This is a genomic window from Pseudomonas sp. R1-43-08, assembly GCF_003852255.1.
GTDB lineage: Bacteria > Pseudomonadota > Gammaproteobacteria > Pseudomonadales > Pseudomonadaceae > Aquipseudomonas.
Genome location: NZ_CP027734.1, coordinates 395,882 through 410,970, shown reverse-complemented (window position 1 = coordinate 410,970; position 15,089 = coordinate 395,882). Strand labels below are relative to the sequence as shown.

The window sequence follows — 15,089 nt, the reverse complement described above, 5'->3', positions numbered from 1 at the left end:
AAATCGACATACAAGGACTCGCCCATGAAAGCGTTCGGCAAAATCCTGGGTCTGGTATTTCTCGGGCTGTTGCTGATCATTGTGGCTCTCGGCTTTGCCCTGACCCATCTCTTCGATCCCAACGACTACAAAGAAGAAATTCGCCAGATTGCCCGCGACAAGGCCCACATCGAGCTGACGCTCAATGGCGACATCGGCTGGAGCCTGTTCCCCTGGCTGGGCCTGGAGCTGCACGAAGCCGGGGTGGCGACCCTGACCAACCCGACCCAACCGTTCGCCGACCTGCAGATGCTCGGCCTGTCGGTACGCGTGCTGCCGCTGCTGCGCCGCGAAGTGCAGATGAGCGATGTGCGCGTCGAAGGCCTGAACCTGCGCCTCAACCGCGACAAGAACGGCCACGGCAACTGGGAAGACATCGGCAAGAACCTGCCCGATGAACCCACGGGCACTCCCGCTCCCGCGCCAGTCGAGCCGGTGGCCGAAACCAAGCCGGAAAAACCGCCGCAGCCGATCCGCCTGGACATCGACAGCCTGACCATCAACAACGCCCGCGTTGAATACAACGATGAACAGACCGGCAAGCAGTTCAGCGCCGAAAGCATCCAGCTCAGTGCCGGCGCGATCCACGAAGGCGCCAACATCCCGCTGAAACTTACCGCGTTCCTGGGCAGCAACCAACCGGTCATGCGGCTCAAGACCGAGCTGAACGGCAATCTGCGCATCCAACGCGCCCTCAAGCGCTACCAGTTCGAAGACATGCGCCTGAGTGGCGAAGCTACCGGCGAGCCGCTGCAAGGCAAGACCCTGACCTTCTCCACCCAGGGTCAAGTGCTGGTGGACCTGGCGGCCAACTTCGCCGAATGGACCAACCTGAAACTCTCGGCCAACCAATTGCGCGCCTTGGGCGAACTGCGGGTCAATGACCTGGACAAAACCCCGCAAGTCAGCGGCGCGTTGTCGGTCGCCCAGTTCGACCTGGCCAAGTTTCTGGAGAGCGTCGGCCACCCGCTGCCGGCCATGGCGCCGGGCAGCCTGAGCAAAGTCGAACTGGTCAGCCGCCTCCAGGGCACGCCGACCAGCGTTGCGCTGGAAGACCTGAACCTGAAGCTCGATGGCAGCACCTTCACCGGTCGCGTCGCCGTGGATGATTTCGCCAAACAGTCCCTGCGCGTGCAGCTCAAGGGCGATACCTTCAACGCCGACAATTACCTGCCGGCCAAATCCGACGCCGCCAAAGGCGCCACCGCCGCACGCCAGGCCGAAGTGCAGAGCAACGAAGCCGGGGCGATGGCCGCCGGCGGCACCACACCGCTGCCGGAAGCGCCGACCAAGGGCGCCTGGAGCAGCGACAAACTGCTGCCGCTGACCCGCCTGCGCAGCCTGGATGTGAACGCGGACCTCGCCTTTGGTCAACTGACCTTGAGCCAGTTGCCAATCCAGAATGCAGTATTGAAAGCCTCCGGCATCGACGGCCAGCTCAAGCTCGACAGCCTCAGCGGCGGTCTCTACAACGGTACGTTCCAGGCCAACGGCAGCCTCGACGTGCGCCAGGACATCCCGCTGCTGGCGCTGCAAAGTCATATCAAGCAAGTGCCCGTTGAACGCATCCTGCAGGCCCAGGGGAAAACCCCGCCGGTCAAAGGCCAGATCACCCTCGACAGCAACCTGAGTGGCCGAGGCAACAGCCAGAAGGCCCTGATCGACAGTCTCAACGGTACCGCCAACGTCGTGATCAACAACGGCGTGTTGCTCAATGCCAACATCGAGCAACAACTGTGTACCGGTATCGCCCTGCTCAACCGCAAGACCCTGAGCACCACGCCACAAGGCAAGGACACGCCCTTCCAGGAATTGCGCGGCAACCTGACGTTCCGCAATGGCGTGGCCAGTAACCCTGACCTGAAGGTGCGCATTCCGGGGCTGACGCTCAACGGCGATGGTGATGTCGACCTGCGCGTGCTGGGTATGGACTACCGCGTGGGCATCATCGTCGAAGGCGACCAGCGCGACGTGCCGGACCCGGCCTGCCAGGTCGGCGCCAACTTCCAGGGCATCGAGGTGCCGCTGCGTTGCCGTGGCCCGCTGGAACTGGGCGCCAAGGCCTGCCGCCTGGACAAAGACGGGCTTGGTCAAGTCGCCATCAAGGCGGCGGGCAATCGCCTTAACGAGAAGCTCGAAGAGAAGCTCGACAAAGTGAATCCAAAGCTCAAAGACGCACTGAAAGGCTTGTTCAACCGATGAGAAACGAGCAGTTTTCAGCGGCGGTACTCGACTGGTACGACCGCCATGGTCGCCACGACCTGCCCTGGCAACAGGGCATCACACCGTATCGGGTGTGGGTGTCGGAGATCATGCTGCAACAGACCCAGGTCAGCACCGTGCTCAATTACTTCGACCGGTTCATGGCGTCCCTGCCGACGGTCGAAGCCCTGGCCGCCGCGCCGGAAGACGAAGTGCTGCACCTGTGGACCGGCCTGGGTTACTACACCCGGGCGCGTAACCTGCAAAAGACCGCAAAGATCGTGGTAGCCGAATACGGCGGCGAGTTCCCCAGGGATGTCGAAAAGCTCACCGAGCTGCCCGGCATCGGCCTGTCCACCGCCGGAGCGATCGCCAGCCTGAGCATGGGCCTGCGCGCGCCGATCCTCGACGGCAACGTAAAACGCGTGCTAGCACGCTTTACCGCGCAAGAGGGCTACCCAGGCGAACCCAAGGTCGCCAAGCAGCTGTGGGCCACCGCAGAGCGCTTCACGCCCCATGACCGCGTCAACGCTTACACCCAGGCGATGATGGACATGGGCGCGACCCTTTGTACCCGCAGCAAACCCAGCTGCCTGCTGTGCCCGCTGGAAAAAGCCTGCGAAGCGCACATGCTCGGCCTGGAGACGCGCTACCCGATCCCCAAGCCACGCAAGACCATCCCCCAGAAACGCACGCTGATGCCGATGCTGGCCAATGCCGAAGGCGCGATCCTGCTTTACCGTCGCCCCTCCACAGGCCTGTGGGGCGGTTTGTGGAGCCTGCCGGAGCTGGACGACCTGGAAGATCTCGATCATCTGGCCAACCAGCACGCGCTGGCACTGGGCAAGCACCAGGAACTGCCGGGGCTGATCCACACCTTCAGCCACTTCCAGCTGGCCATCGAACCCTGGCTCGTCCAGGTCGAGGAAAGCGCCCATCACGTGGCCGAGGCCGACTGGCTCTGGTATAACCTCGCCACCCCGCCGCGCCTGGGCCTTGCCGCCCCGGTAAAAAAACTGCTGAAGCGCGCGGCTGACGTATTGAACGCAGGAGAGTCGTCATGACCCGCACCATCATGTGCCGCAAGTACAAAGAAGAACTGCCCGCACTCGAACGCGCCCCTTTTCCGGGTGCCAAGGGCCAGGACATCTACGACCACGTCTCCGCCAAAGCCTGGGGCGACTGGCAAAAACACCAGACCCTGCTCATCAACGAAAAACGCTTGAACATGATGAACGCCGAAGACCGCAAATACCTGCAGGGCGAAATGGACAAGTTCTTTTCCGGCGAGGAATACGCCCAAGCCGAAGGCTACGTTCCGCCTGCTCAATAATTGATCAAAAACCGGGGTCGGCACGTAAGCGACGGTAATAATTAAATATTTTTTGAAAACTTGCTTGACGACCCCCTGAAAAACCCGTTTAATGCGCCCCGTTGCCCAGATAGCTCAGTCGGTAGAGCAGGGGATTGAAAATCCCCGTGTCGGCGGTTCGATTCCGTCTCTGGGCACCAAAATACCGAAAAACCCCAAGGAACCATGTTCCTTGGGGTTTTTTATTGCCTGCGATTTGATGGTGGCCGGAATTCTTCTCAGACGCCTTTCACTTATCTGAGCGCTGTTTTTGAGATAGTGCAGGCCCTCATGAGGCCTTGAACACTTGGATAATCCCTATGCTTGAAGAGCTTCTTACCTGAGCAAAAACACCATCAACGGATTGTCATTCAATCGCCCCTGAAAGCTCGGCGCCAATGGTTCCACTGGCGAGCCCTTCAACAGCGCCGTGTCCTTGCGCGGCACAATCACCCAGGATGGCCGGGGCAATGTGACGAGCTTCTCAAGCTCGTTACGCCCGACGAACAGCGGCTGCTCATCGTGATCCAGGTTCATCATGTAGCGCACCGCCCAGGTGTCCCGGGCCAGGTCGACAAATACCAGAGGCCCCGGCTGCGCATCACGCAATGCCTCTACCTGGCGGACAAACTGGCGGGTATCGAACTGAAGATCCTTGGCCGGTTCGATGACGCTCACCAGCAGCAACCACTGGGCCGCCAGGGCGATTGCGCTGAGCCACACCAATCGCGTAGCCCGATGCCACGCAAGCATCGCCGCCCCTTGCAGCAACCCCAGCACGCCGATCAATAGCGGCATGGACACGTCAGGCCAGTAACCCTGCTTGTGCCAGGCATGCCGACACACAAACAGCACCACCACGCACAGCGCCGGCAGCGCTACAACGAGCCCTTCGTAACCGCGACGCACGCCAACGAGCCAGCCTTGCGCCTGGAGCAGCCCATAAGCCGCGACGGCGGCAAACATCGGCACCATGGGCAGAATGTAATAAGCACGCTTGAAATGCGGCACGGACAGGCCGAGCAGAATCATCAGGCCGCACGCGCCAAGCCGTATCAGCATCTGCACATCATCATTGGCCCAGCGCTCCGCCCAGCGATGACGCAGCGCAATCAAGGTAGCCAGCGCCAATGGCACCACCGGGAAGTAGCGGTACAGACTCAGCTGGAAGTAAAAGTAGAACGGCTCGCCAGACTCATCGAGGCGTCCGCCGACCTGCATCTTGAACACCTCATTGGCAAAGGCATCGCCACCACTGATGCGCGCGAGCTTCATCAATAGCCACCAGCACGCCGCCAGCAACACCAACCCGACAACGCCGTGAATCAACACCTGCCTGACCCGCTCCCCCGGCCGGCCCAGCGCCCAGTACACGCATACGACGCCACACACCTCGATCAATCCCAGCGGCCCGCGAATCGCAAAGGCCAGGATAAACAGGGGGAACACCGCAAGTTGCCTGCACCGCGAGCCCAGGCGCTCACCACTGTGCAGCAGGTAGAAAGTGCCGATGCACAACAGCGCGATCATCTGGTCCAGGCACACCGAGCGCGACTTTTCGAGCAACTGGGTGGTGAGCAATGTCAGCAGCACCGTCAGTAATGCCCAAGGCCGGCTGGACGGCGCCAGCAGGCGATAGATCAACGCAATCACGCCGGCCGAAGCCAGCGCGGTGGGCAGCACATTCGCCAGATGGTTGGGCGCGTCGAACAGCCGGGCGAAGATAAAGCTCAGGAACGTCGCGGTGCCGGGGTAATCCGCGTACGGCTGGCCATAGGTGGTGGGGAAAAGACTCGCACCGTGGCGAAACATTTCCTGCAGGAACAGCGCCCAACGGCCGTCAAAGCCCTGGGGCTGCTGGTCCCAGATACCCCAGGTGAACAGCAATAAGGCAATCAGAAAAATGCCCAGTGACTCCAGGCGAAAGCGGTTGCGATGATCCATCGGGTGACCTGTCAGGTGGGAAGCGCGGGCTTATGGTGCCGACCGCCTCCCTGAATAGCGCCTGAACAAACCTGATTATTCACGCGTCAGCGGCTGGCGGGCTACACCAGGGCCGGGATCAGGCGGATATAAATCAACTGCGCGACCAGCTCGACCAAGGTCTGCAGGATCACCGCCGTCGCGGCCAACCCGCGCACGCCTTCAGGCAACGCCAGCGCCAGGGGCAGCACCACCAGCGAATTGCGGGTGGATGCGCTGAACGTCACCGCACGCGCCGTGGCCGCCGGCAGCGCAAACAGCCGCGCGGCCAACATTCCCATCAGCGGTGCCAGCAGCACGAAGCCTGCGTAGATCGGCAGCACTGGCAGCAGTACGCCGATGTCCCGAATCACCGATGTGATTTGCGAGCCAATCACCACAAACAGCACGAGCGCCATCGCCGGCACCGGCAGCCAGGCCCAGGCGCTGTTCCACCGGCCGATCAGCATTGATCGCCGGGCGAAGAACAGGGTCAATGTGGCCAGCAACATCGGCGCCACGATCAACCCCAGGAACGCTTCGATAAACGGCCCGACCGCGATCACCACCCCGGATTGCGTGCCCAGCATCAAACCCAGGTACACCGGCAGCAAGGCCAACTGCATCAGCAGCAGTAACGGCGTGGCCGCCAGAACCAACCGCGAGTCGCCTTTACCGATGTGAGTAAACACCACCACGTAATCGATACACGGCGTGAGCAACACCAGCAACGCGCCCACCAACAGCGCAGGGTGCCCCAGCAGGCCACGGGTCAGCGCCCATACCAGCAAAGGCACCAGGATGAAATTGGCCAGCAGCAACGCCGCCATGAAGCGCTTGCTGCCCCAGCCGCGGCGCAGATCCAGGAAAGGAATTTGCAGGAACATCGCGTACATCAATACCGCGATGGCCGGCGTGATCAGAACGCTGAGGTCCTGAGCGTACGACGGCGCGAATACGCCACACAGAGCGGCGAGCAGGATGGCGCCAAAGTAGACGGGAATCTGGTTGTGCTCGAGGGTGTCGCGGGTCATGAAGACGCTCTGGCAAGTTGCAAAGGCCAAGCCTATTCATCTATTGCCTGGCGGTCGAGTTGGATGAGCGACCAAACCTTCTTGGGATTTCTCCCAACCTGCGCTTCAATACCTGCCCCAAACCCCAGGACGTTACGCCCATGGCCTCGCCAAACAAGCAGCAAAAACGCGCCCAGCGGGCAAAAACCAAGGCCAAGCAAAACCGCACCCAGCGTGCCGTCGCAACCAAGCCGGACGCGTTCGCAGGCGATGACAGCCGTATCGACCTTGAGTCGGTGGACTTGACCGAGCTGTTCCAAGAGATGCGCACGGCGGGCGAAATCAGCCAGCAGGCGCTGTGTGCGGTATTCCTGGCGCACCCGCTGCTGGCGCTGGTGCTGGAGCAGGAAGGCGAAGAGGAAGCGACCGACTTTATCCTGGCCGCGCTGATCGAATATCGGCAATGGGCCACTGACAGCGATGACGAGGCCGCCGCATTGGCGTGGATCGAATCGCCGCAGTTCCAGGCGGACTATGTAGCAGCGTCCCAGGCCCTGACGAGTTCAGCAGACTGACACATACAAAATGTGGGAGGGGGCTTGCTCCCGATGGCAGTGTGTCAGTCACTTATTTGTTAACTGACCCACCGTCATCGGGAGCAAGCCCCCTCCCACATTTTGATCTGCATTTCGTCAGTTCAGTACGGCAGCGCCCACTCTCTGCGCCTTGCGACGATTTGCAACAAACAGCCCCGCCAACACCACCAGCAAGCTCAGGATCCCTGTCGCGATGATCTCAACGCGGTGCGCTTCCTGGAACAGCATGATGGTCAGCGTGCCCACGATAAAGACCATCACCGCGTAGGTCAGGCCCGGGAACAGCCACATCTTGAACACAATCTTCTCACCCGCTGCCGTACGCTTCTGACGCATGCGCAGTTGCGACACGGCAATCACCAGATACACCAGCAAGGCAATGGCGCCCGAACTGGCCAGCAGGAATTCGAACACCGCCGCCGGCGCCACATAGTTGGCAAACACCGCCAGGAACGCAGCGCCCGTGGACAGCAACACGGCCCAGTAAGGCGTGCCGCTTTTATTGGTGCGTTTGGCCACAGCTGGAGCATCGCCACGACGGCCCAGGGAGAACAGCATGCGCGAGGCGGTGTACAACGCAGAGTTGAGGCAGCTGGTCACGGCAACCAATACCACCAGGTCGACGATCAGCTGGGCATTCGGGATGCCCATGCGCTCGAGCACGGTCTGGTAGGAACCCACGGCAGCCAGCGTCGGATCATTCCAAGGCACCAAGGACACGACGATGAAAATCGACAAGAGATAGAACAAACCAATCCGCCAGATCACCGAGTTGGTGGCCTTGGTGATTTGCTGGCCGGGGTTCTTCGATTCTGCGGCAGCGATGGTCACGATCTCAGTGCCCATGAACGAGAACATGGTGGTCAGGATCGCCGCCAGCACCGCGCCCATGCCGTTCGGCATAAAGCCCTGGGTGTCGAACAGGTGCGATACACCGCTGACCTGGCTGGTGGGCAAAAAGCCGAAAATCGCCGCCAGGCCAAGGATGACAAAGCCCACGATCGCCACGACCTTGATCAGCGCGAACCAGAACTCGAACTCACCGTAATTCTTCACACTGAACAGGTTGGTCGCCGTCAGCAGCAAGGTGATGATCAGGGTAAAGGCCCAAATGGCTACGCCCGGGAACCAGGCATGCAGGATGGTTGCGGCCGCGTTGGCTTCCAACGGAATCACCAGCACCCAGAACCACCAGTACAGCCAACCGATGGTAAACCCGGCCCAGTGGCCGATCGCACGGTCGGCGTAAGTAGAGAACGAACCGGTGTCCGGTGAGGCAACGGCCATTTCGGCCAACATGCGCATCACCAGTACCACCAGCGTACCCGCAGCGGCATATGCCAGCAGTACGGCAGGGCCGGCGGCAGCAATCGCATGGCCGGAGCCCACAAATAAACCGGCACCAATCACCCCGGCAATCGAGAGCATGGTCACGTGACGCGGTTTAAGCCCCTGTTCGAGGTCATTGCAGCTTTGCGTACTACTCATTGACACACCTTTGGGAGGAATTGCAAAAACGGTTCGCCCGGCCCGGAGTCTTTCGTGAAAAGAAACCAACAGGGCGTTCTTTATTTTTTACGCAAGTTTTGCGCCAAAATATTACAAAGCCTGAATTGACGCGGGCTGTAGGACAATTCCTCAGTCGTCGCAAGTCATTGAGAACAATGGCATTCCGCTATAGCGTTACCGAGCGACCCACTTTCACCGCGCATGAGCGCACCAAAAACACACACAAAAAGTAGGCGGCGCTCTATAAAGGGGCCGATATGCACCGTTTACCCGGTTAACCCTTCCAACACCCGGCCAAAGCTGGCACCATCGCGCCCTTTTTTACGCGAAGCCTGTGGATTGGCCAGGTCCAAACGTCTGTTAGTTGTTGATGGCGCGACACGCTGCTGCGCCGATGCGACACCCTGCCGCAGACCACCTGTTAACCGTCCGCAGCGCTGTTGGCTGTCATCCAAACGCTATGCTAGCTTGGCGCCTCGCCAGGAAGGCGGCCCAACAGCAGGAATGCAATGCACACAATGAGGACCGCACATGGCCGAGGCCGCGCCCGCGCTTGAAATCCGCAACTTGCACAAACGCTACGGTGAGCTGGAGGTACTCAAAGGTATCTCGCTGACCGCTCGCGACGGCGATGTGATCTCGATCCTGGGTTCCTCCGGCTCCGGCAAGTCCACCTTCCTGCGCTGCATCAACCTGCTGGAAAACCCGCACCAGGGCCAGATCCTGGTGGCCGGCGAAGAACTCAAGCTCAAGGCCGCAAAAAACGGCGAGTTGATGGCCGCCGACGGCAAGCAGATCAACCGCCTGCGCAGCGAAATCGGTTTTGTGTTTCAAAACTTTAACCTGTGGCCGCACATGAGCATCCTCGACAACATCATCGAGGCCCCTCGCCGCGTGCTCGGCCAGAGCAAGGCCGAGGCGATAGAAGTGGCCGAGGCCTTGCTGGCCAAGGTCGGTATCGCCGACAAGCGCCACGCCTACCCGGCTCAACTGTCCGGCGGCCAGCAACAACGCGCAGCGATTGCGCGTACGTTGGCGATGCAGCCCAAGGTCATTCTGTTCGATGAGCCAACGTCGGCGCTTGACCCGGAAATGGTCCAGGAAGTACTTAATGTGATCCGCGCGCTGGCCGAAGAAGGCCGCACCATGCTGCTGGTCACTCACGAAATGGGCTTCGCCCGCCAAGTGTCCAGCGAGGTGGTGTTCCTGCACCAGGGCCTGGTCGAAGAGCAAGGATCGCCACAGCAGGTGTTCGACAACCCGCTTTCGGCGCGCTGCAAACAATTCATGTCCAGCAACCGCTAACGGAGCAACATGCATGCAGACCTATAAAAAATTCCTTCTGGCCGCGGCCGTCTCGATGGCGTTCAGCGCCACGGCCATGGCAGAAACCTTGAAAATGGGGATCGAAGCGGCCTACCCGCCCTTCAACAATAAGGACGCCAGTGGCAATGTCGTCGGTTTCGACAAAGACATCGGCGACGCCCTGTGCGCCAAGATGAAAGTCGAGAAGTGCGAAGTGTATGTGTCCGACTGGGACGGCATCATCCCGGCCCTGAACGCCAAGAAATTCGACTTCCTGGTGTCCTCGCTGTCGATCACCGATGAGCGCAAGCAGGCTGTCGACTTCACCGACCCGTACTACTCCAACAAGCTGCAGTTCATCGCGCCAAAAGCCACCGCCGACTTCAAGCCCGACGCCGCCTACCTCAAGGGCAAGGTGATCGGCGCACAACGTGCGACCCTGGCTGGCACCTACCTGGAAGACAAGCTGCCGGACACCGAGGCCAAGCTGTATGACACCCAGGAAAACGCCTACCTCGACCTGACTTCCGGCCGCCTGGACGGCATCCTGGCCGACAAGTACGTGCAGTATGAATGGCTCAAGAGCAAAGACGGTTCGGCCTATGAATTCAAGGGCGACCCGGTTGTAGAAAGCGACAAGATCGGTATCGCCGTGCGCAAGGGCGACCCGCTGCGCGAGCGCCTGAACAAAGCCCTGGCAGAGATCAAGGCAGACGGCACCTACAAGAAGATCAACGACAAGTACTTCCCGTTCAGCATCGAATGATCTGAACGGCCTGACCGGCGCGCTCAGCCGAGCGCGCCGGCTTCCAGCAATGCCTGCCGCGATATGAAAACACCATGAATTTCGACCTCTACGGATTCGGCCCGGCCCTTGCCGCCGGCGCGCTGATGACCGTCAAACTGGCGCTCACGGCCCTGTGCCTGGGCCTGGTGCTCGGCCTGGCCGGTGCCTTGGCCAAGACCTCACCGTACAAGCCGTTGCAATGGCTGGGCGGTGCTTATTCGACCATCGTTCGCGGTATTCCCGAGTTGCTGTGGGTGCTGCTGATTTATTTCGGCACCGTCAACCTGATGCGTGCCCTGGGAGAATTTTTCGGTAACCCCGACCTGTCCCTGAGTGCCTTTGCCGCCGGCGTCATCGCCCTGGGCCTGTGCTTTGGTGCCTACGCCACGGAAGTGTTTCGCGGTGCGATCCTCGCCATTCCCAAGGGCCACCGTGAAGCTGGTGTGGCGTTGGGGCTGTCGAAATTTCGGATTTTCACGCGGCTGATCATGCCGCAGATGTGGCGCATCGCCCTGCCGGGCCTGGGCAATCTGTTCATGATCCTGATGAAAGACACCGCTCTGGTATCGGTGATCGGCCTGGAAGAAATCATGCGCCACGCGCAGATCGGCGTGACCGTGACCAAGCAGCCGTTCACCTTTTTCATGGTCGCCGCCTTCATGTACCTGGGCCTGACCGTGCTCGCCATGACCAGCATGCACTTCCTGGAAAAACGCGCCGCCCGCGGCTTTGCAAGGAGCGCCCAATGAGCGCTGATTACAGCTGGCTGTCGCATTTCGACCTGGGCCTGAACTGGGCCGTGATCATCAAGTGGCTGCCTAAATTGGCCCAGGGCGCGACGCTGACCCTGGAGCTGGTGGCAATCGCCGTGATTGCCGGCCTGCTGCTGGCGATCCCATTGGGCATCGCTCGCTCATCACGCCGCTGGTACGTGAGCGCCCTGCCCTATGCCTACATTTTCTTCTTCCGTGGCACGCCGTTGCTGGTGCAGTTGTTTCTGGTCTACTACGGCCTGGCGCAATTCGACAGCGTGCGTGGCAGCTTCATGTGGCCCTACCTGCGCGATCCGTTCTGGTGCGCCACCGCCACCATGACCCTGCACACCGCCGCCTATATCGCTGAAATCCTGCGCGGCGCGATCCAGGCCATTCCCCCGGGCGAGATCGAAGCAGCTCGCGCCCTGGGCATGTCCAGGCCCAAGACACTGTTCTACATCATCCTGCCCCGTGCCTCGCGCATCGGCCTGCCGGCCTACAGCAACGAAGTGATCCTGATGCTCAAGGCCAGTGCTCTGGCCAGTACCGTGACCTTGCTGGAACTGACCGGCATGGCCCGGACCATCATCGCCCGTACCTACCTGCCGGTGGAGATCTTCTTCGCGGCCGGGCTGTTCTACCTGGTGATGGCCTACGTGCTGGTGCGCGGTTTCAAACTGCTGGAAAAATGGCTGCGCGTCGATGCATGCCAAGGACGTTGAGGCACGCTTCCAGGCACTGGATGCGTTTCTGATCGAGCACCAAGGGCTGTGGCGACCGCGGCCCTTTACCCAGCTTCGATTGTCCTGGGAAACCGAACATCCGGCGCTAGCGCAGTGGCTACGCCAACGCTCGCTGGACGATGCCGAAGCCAGCCACAATCACCCCCACGACCTGCCGGCGCCCGCGCCTTTTCCACAGTTGGCCGCACAGGCGCTGCGCCTCAGCGCCGTGGACAAATTGCCGACACACGCGCTTGCACCCGCTCGCCATCGCCTGGATGTCGACGTTCCGGGGCGCAAGTGGCAGCAGATCGAAGCCTTCGGCGCCGCCCTGAATTTTGCCGCAGAGCCCCACCACTGGCTGGACTGGTGCGCCGGTAAAGGCCATCTCGGCCGCCGCCTGCTGCAACCTGGCCAACAGCTGACCTGCCTGGAATATGACCCGGCCCTGATTGCCTCCGGCACAGCCTTGAGTGATCACCACGGCTTGCGCGTCACCCATCGCCTGCAAGACGTGATGGCGGATGTGGCGATCAGCCCCGAGCACACACCCGTCGCCCTGCATGCCTGCGGCGACCTGCACGTGCGCATGCTGCAACTGGCCAGCGCTGCCGGCTGCAAGCAACTCGCGCTGGCGCCGTGCTGCTATAACCGCATCGGCGCCGACCACTATCAAGCGCTGTCCGCGACCGGGCGCGCGTCAGCACTGCACTTGTCGATCGACGATCTGGGCCTGCCGCTGAGCGAAACCGTCACTGCCGGTAACCGCGTACGCCAGCAACGCGATACCTCCATGGCCCGGCGCCTGGGCTTCGACCGGCTGCAACGGCAGCTGCGGGATTGCGACGACTACCTGCCCACGCCGTCCCTGCCCACGAAGTGGCTGGATAAATCCTTCGCTGACTATTGCCAGGAGCTGGCACGCCTGAAAGATTTATCCACCGGTGAACAGGATTGGGAGGCGCTGGAAGCACACGGCTGGCGCCGGCTAGCCGAGGTGCGAAACCTGGAACTGGTCCGAGGCCTGTTTCGCCGCCCGCTGGAAATGTGGCTGGTACTGGATCGCGCGTTATTCCTGATGGAGCACGGCTACAACGTCGAGCTCGGCAGCTTCTGTGAACACACCCTTACCCCACGCAACCTGATGGTGCTCGCCGAGCGCGATTAAGGAGCACAACTTCCTACCGCGCCCTGTGGATAACTCTGTTGATGAATTCTTTACCAAAGCTGTAGCCATCAGCGCTACAGACCAAAAGCAGCGCTGGTCATTTTTTGTTCACACAATAAAACGCACGCAAAACAGGCAGTTGCAGCGTATTGAGAACGGCTCCACAAAATGGCCGTTCAGTAACCACCGTTACCAACCGATTGTGCATAAGCATCTGGCGTAAACCGTATAAACCGCGCTTTCACGCGGTTTTCCTCGGTGCCTTCAGCAGCAGGCACAACGCGTTGATATCGTCACTGGCGAGCCGCTTGGTCACGTTATCCAACGGGTCGGCCGCGAAGGCCAAGGCCTCGTTGATCGCCATGTCGCGATGCACCTCCAGCAGGTCTGTGCCAAGCCGATGTTTGAATGCCTCAACCATATCCAGGCTGAAGGCATTGCTTTCATCCACCTGGTTGACCACTACGTGCACAGCCGGTGGGCACTGACCCTCAAGGTACGGGGCGAGCAGCGTGTCCAGATGATCCAGCGTACCAAGGCACGCAGCGTCCGGCTGCACAATAAGCAGCACCACATCGGCCACGTTCAGCGCTTGATGGAAATAGACGTTATTGCCGGCAGGGGTATCGATAATTACCGTCTGCCGCTCGGTCAAGCCCAGCGACGCGAGACGCTGCGCCAGCCAATCGGGCTCATGCTTGAGCCAACGCTCCAGATTCTCCTGCTGCTGAATATCGACATCGCCAAACGTGATCACCTGGCAACCGGCAAACCCCAACTGCTGCAGCGGCCCCCACTGCCCATGCTCCAGACTGGTGCGCCCGATCCCGGGCAAGGTGGAACTGACGCCAAAGTGGTGGTGCAAGGCATTCTGCGGGTCCAGGTCCAACGCCACCACCGATTCACCGTGGCGCTGCAAACCGCTGCTCAACGCCGTAACCAGCGTGCTGCGCCCGACACCGCCATTGATCGACACAAGCGCCACTATTTTTGGACGCAACACAGGAGTGGTCAGCGGTTGGAGATATTGAAGGGGTTGTTCAGGGACACTGCCGAAAAAGTGCATTCGCGCATTGATGCCATCGGCGTCATGGGCGACATCCTTGCCGAACAACGCCAGGATTTCTCTGCTAAGGCTCATAACCTGCTCCTCACGACGCAGCGTTAAGACGTGAAGCTCGGCAAGCGCGGGTACCTACCGCAGGTCTTATTATAGGCGTCCTTGTTTGGGCATTCTGTGACAACGAGTATGGCGTGTCATTATTTTGATGTTTTTGTTTTGTTCTTTCTGGATGAACGGTAAAAAGTCAATTTAATGGCTCTTTTTCTGAGTGTTGCCTACGCACCTTTCATGCAGTGGCATTGGGCAAAAAACACGGCGACTGCGAAAAACCGCAGTGTTTGCAAAAATAGTCAGAATTCAGGGGTTTACAGAACCTTTTCAATCGCTATAATCGTCGCCCTAACACGCCGGTATAGCTCAGTTGGTAGAGCAACTGACTTGTAATCAGTAGGTCCCGGGTTCGACTCCTGGTGCCGGCACCAAATTAGGCTCCATTGCATTCCACTGAATGCTCTGGAAGCCCCGAAAACCCGCCCTTTGGCGGGTTTTTTCGTTCCAGGACCCTCTGTCGGGATCCAACAAAATCCCCTTCCCCGAGGGTATGTTAGGGGTACTGC

Annotated in this window: 13 protein-coding genes and 2 tRNA genes; 11 read left to right on the top strand and 4 right to left on the bottom strand. The window is 60.4% G+C overall.

The genetic code is table 11. From position 1 onward, the window contains the following. The first annotated feature begins 24 nt into the window (after positions 1 to 24). From C4J87_RS01695 to C4J87_RS01680, 4 genes are all read left to right on the top strand, one after another. Positions 25 to 2,241, top strand: coding sequence for an AsmA family protein (locus C4J87_RS01695; RefSeq protein WP_124365483.1), 2,217 nt, complete (start codon positions 25 to 27; stop codon positions 2,239 to 2,241). Then, positions 2,238 to 3,305 (top strand): A/G-specific adenine glycosylase, encoded by a 1,068-nt coding sequence (mutY, locus tag C4J87_RS01690; RefSeq protein ID WP_124365482.1) that lies wholly within the window; start codon positions 2,238 to 2,240, stop codon positions 3,303 to 3,305. The genes C4J87_RS01695 and mutY overlap by 4 nt, the downstream gene beginning before the upstream one ends. After that, positions 3,302 to 3,574: an oxidative damage protection protein gene (locus C4J87_RS01685; protein WP_124360851.1), complete on the top strand. Its 273-nt coding sequence runs from the start codon at positions 3,302 to 3,304 to the stop codon at positions 3,572 to 3,574. Before mutY ends, C4J87_RS01685 begins: the two co-directional genes overlap by 4 nt. Before the next feature lie 103 nt (positions 3,575 to 3,677). Then, a tRNA-Phe gene (locus C4J87_RS01680) sits at positions 3,678 to 3,753 on the top strand. 175 nt (positions 3,754 to 3,928) lie between these two features. On the opposite strand, the gene C4J87_RS01675 is transcribed toward C4J87_RS01680, so the two are convergent. Both C4J87_RS01675 and C4J87_RS01670 read right to left on the bottom strand, forming a co-directional pair. Continuing rightward, entirely contained in the window at positions 3,929 to 5,536 is a 1,608-nt protein-coding gene (locus C4J87_RS01675; protein WP_124365481.1) for a glycosyltransferase family 39 protein, read from the bottom strand. Positions 5,537 to 5,637: 101 nt separating this feature from the next. Further along, positions 5,638 to 6,588 (bottom strand): arsenic resistance protein, encoded by a 951-nt coding sequence (locus C4J87_RS01670; protein WP_124365480.1) that lies wholly within the window; start codon positions 6,586 to 6,588, stop codon positions 5,638 to 5,640. A 140-nt stretch (positions 6,589 to 6,728) separates the two neighbouring features. Between C4J87_RS01670 and C4J87_RS01665 the strand changes: the two genes are divergently transcribed. Continuing rightward, positions 6,729 to 7,142, top strand: coding sequence for a hypothetical protein (locus C4J87_RS01665; RefSeq protein ID WP_124365479.1), 414 nt, complete (start codon positions 6,729 to 6,731; stop codon positions 7,140 to 7,142). Between the two features lie 117 nt (positions 7,143 to 7,259). Here the strand turns inward: C4J87_RS01665 and gabP are convergent, their stop codons facing one another. Beyond that, positions 7,260 to 8,651 (bottom strand): GABA permease, encoded by a 1,392-nt coding sequence (gabP, locus tag C4J87_RS01660; RefSeq protein ID WP_124365478.1) that lies wholly within the window; start codon positions 8,649 to 8,651, stop codon positions 7,260 to 7,262. Positions 8,652 to 9,203: 552 nt separating this feature from the next. Between gabP and C4J87_RS01655 the strand changes: the two genes are divergently transcribed. The 5 genes from C4J87_RS01655 to C4J87_RS01635 all read left to right on the top strand — a co-directional run bounded on the left by C4J87_RS01655 (position 9,204) and on the right by C4J87_RS01635 (position 13,409). After that, entirely contained in the window at positions 9,204 to 9,977 is a 774-nt protein-coding gene (locus C4J87_RS01655) for an ABC transporter ATP-binding protein (RefSeq protein ID WP_124365477.1), read from the top strand. A 13-nt stretch (positions 9,978 to 9,990) separates the two neighbouring features. Continuing rightward, positions 9,991 to 10,743: an ABC transporter substrate-binding protein gene (locus tag C4J87_RS01650; protein WP_057725474.1), complete on the top strand. Its 753-nt coding sequence runs from the start codon at positions 9,991 to 9,993 to the stop codon at positions 10,741 to 10,743. Between the two features lie 74 nt (positions 10,744 to 10,817). After that, entirely contained in the window at positions 10,818 to 11,513 is a 696-nt protein-coding gene (locus C4J87_RS01645) for an ABC transporter permease (protein ID WP_065883173.1), read from the top strand. A 38-nt stretch (positions 11,514 to 11,551) separates the two neighbouring features. Further along, the gene (locus C4J87_RS01640) at positions 11,552 to 12,241 is read left to right on the top strand and encodes an ABC transporter permease (protein WP_124365093.1); all 690 of its coding nucleotides are present in this window, start codon (positions 11,552 to 11,554) and stop codon (positions 12,239 to 12,241) included. Next, the gene (locus C4J87_RS01635; RefSeq protein ID WP_124365476.1) at positions 12,222 to 13,409 is read left to right on the top strand and encodes a methyltransferase; all 1,188 of its coding nucleotides are present in this window, start codon (positions 12,222 to 12,224) and stop codon (positions 13,407 to 13,409) included. The genes C4J87_RS01640 and C4J87_RS01635 overlap by 20 nt, the downstream gene beginning before the upstream one ends. Before the next feature lie 241 nt (positions 13,410 to 13,650). Here C4J87_RS01635 and bcsQ read toward each other — a convergent pair whose 3' ends face one another. Continuing rightward, positions 13,651 to 14,550: a cellulose biosynthesis protein BcsQ gene (gene bcsQ, locus C4J87_RS01630; RefSeq protein ID WP_124365475.1), complete on the bottom strand. Its 900-nt coding sequence runs from the start codon at positions 14,548 to 14,550 to the stop codon at positions 13,651 to 13,653. A gap of 328 nt (positions 14,551 to 14,878) precedes the next feature. Between bcsQ and C4J87_RS01625 the strand changes: the two genes are divergently transcribed. After that, positions 14,879 to 14,954, top strand: a tRNA-Thr gene (locus tag C4J87_RS01625). Positions 14,955 to 15,089: the final 135 nt, after the last annotated feature.

What these genes read in the sequence shown, in the direction of transcription:
- C4J87_RS01695 (WP_124365483.1), top strand. Translation starts at nt 25, where the DNA reads ATGAAAGCGTTCGGCAAAATCCTGGGTCTGGTATTTCTCGGGCTGTTG.
- mutY (WP_124365482.1), top strand. Translation starts at nt 2,238, where the DNA reads ATGAGAAACGAGCAGTTTTCAGCGGCGGTACTCGACTGGTACGACCGC.
- C4J87_RS01685 (WP_124360851.1), top strand. Translation starts at nt 3,302, where the DNA reads ATGACCCGCACCATCATGTGCCGCAAGTACAAAGAAGAACTGCCCGCA.
- C4J87_RS01675 (WP_124365481.1), bottom strand. Translation starts at nt 5,536, where the DNA reads ATGGATCATCGCAACCGCTTTCGCCTGGAGTCACTGGGCATTTTTCTG.
- C4J87_RS01670 (WP_124365480.1), bottom strand. Translation starts at nt 6,588, where the DNA reads ATGACCCGCGACACCCTCGAGCACAACCAGATTCCCGTCTACTTTGGC.
- C4J87_RS01665 (WP_124365479.1), top strand. Translation starts at nt 6,729, where the DNA reads ATGGCCTCGCCAAACAAGCAGCAAAAACGCGCCCAGCGGGCAAAAACC.
- gabP (WP_124365478.1), bottom strand. Translation starts at nt 8,651, where the DNA reads ATGAGTAGTACGCAAAGCTGCAATGACCTCGAACAGGGGCTTAAACCG.
- C4J87_RS01655 (WP_124365477.1), top strand. Translation starts at nt 9,204, where the DNA reads ATGGCCGAGGCCGCGCCCGCGCTTGAAATCCGCAACTTGCACAAACGC.
- C4J87_RS01650 (WP_057725474.1), top strand. Translation starts at nt 9,991, where the DNA reads ATGCAGACCTATAAAAAATTCCTTCTGGCCGCGGCCGTCTCGATGGCG.
- C4J87_RS01645 (WP_065883173.1), top strand. Translation starts at nt 10,818, where the DNA reads ATGAATTTCGACCTCTACGGATTCGGCCCGGCCCTTGCCGCCGGCGCG.
- C4J87_RS01635 (WP_124365476.1), top strand. Translation starts at nt 12,222, where the DNA reads ATGCATGCCAAGGACGTTGAGGCACGCTTCCAGGCACTGGATGCGTTT.
- bcsQ (WP_124365475.1), bottom strand. Translation starts at nt 14,550, where the DNA reads ATGAGCCTTAGCAGAGAAATCCTGGCGTTGTTCGGCAAGGATGTCGCC.